Source organism: Hahella sp. HN01 (assembly GCF_018986435.1).
In the GTDB taxonomy this organism is placed as follows: Bacteria; Pseudomonadota; Gammaproteobacteria; order Pseudomonadales; family Oleiphilaceae; genus Hahella.
Genome location: NZ_JAHMIN010000132.1, coordinates 1 through 1033 on the forward strand (window position 1 = coordinate 1; position 1033 = coordinate 1033).

General features: G+C 59.0%; 1 protein-coding gene. It reads right to left on the reverse strand.

From position 1 onward, the window contains the following. On the reverse strand, nt 1-1033 hold a 1033-nt coding region (locus KP814_RS32615; RefSeq protein WP_216740684.1), incomplete at both ends, for a hypothetical protein.

The window sequence follows — 1033 nt, forward strand, 5'->3', positions numbered from 1 at the left end:
TGACGCTCGCCGCCACGCTGGTGGCCAACACATCCCCGCGCACGGACAGCACAGAGCCGTTCCAGCTTAGGCAGTTATTCGCCGCGCCGGCGTTCAGGGCGAAGTGGCCGTTTCGGTCCATGTAGGTGGTGAAGCGGCTGCCGTTATGATATCCAAGGTAGTCCGCTGTAAGGTTCAGGCCCGGCGTAGCGCTATCGGAAAACCGTTGCGGAATGCCGGACACTTGCCCCCAGTCCGCGCCTTTGGTAGCGCCGTCCTGAATGCCTTGCAGCTTGCCGGCTTCCGCTGCGTTGATGGACGACAACGAGTTGGGACGATCCTGCAGGGCGGAATAGCCTTTGCTCCCCGCCGCGATGTTGATCTGACCAAATACTTTGAACGCTTTTTCTGACTGGTCCCAGATCGCATAAGAGCCGCTTTGTTCGCTGCCCAGCAAGAGGTCGCCGTTTTCCCTGACCTCGAATATAGGCGCATTCGCCGCGCTGGCTTCCAGCACGTTGAAATAGCCGTCGCGCTTGAGCGGTCCCAGGATCACTTTAGAGCCGCCGTATTCGCTGACGACATTACCCCGCACGATCAGGTTATCGCCGTCGCTCAGCTCGCCCGCCAAATTAAACAGCTGCGTCTTGAAGCTGAACTCCGGCGTCAGTTCGCCGTCGCCGAACTCATCCCGACCCAATAGGTGGAAATAGTAGTTCGTGTCCTGCTGGAGCCCTTCGTGAATGACAGGGTTGGCGTAGCCGTCAAAGACCAGGTTATCCGGTCCAGGAGTGAAGCCCTTCTCCGTGGAGCGATACACTTTCACCGCCTTGAAATCCGGGTCGGTGATGTCGGTCAGATAGGTGCGCGCCGTGCTGATCCCGGCGACCGTATTGTTGACCGTCACTTTGGGCGCGGGGTTGGACACGCTGATTAACGCCTCTTCCCCATTTTGGTTTTGCTTGCCTTGTGGCGTCACGCCAATGGTGAACGCCCGGTGGCCGCCATCCTCCAGGTTCTTTTCTCCGGTGTAGGAGTAATTCCGCCCGGTGAT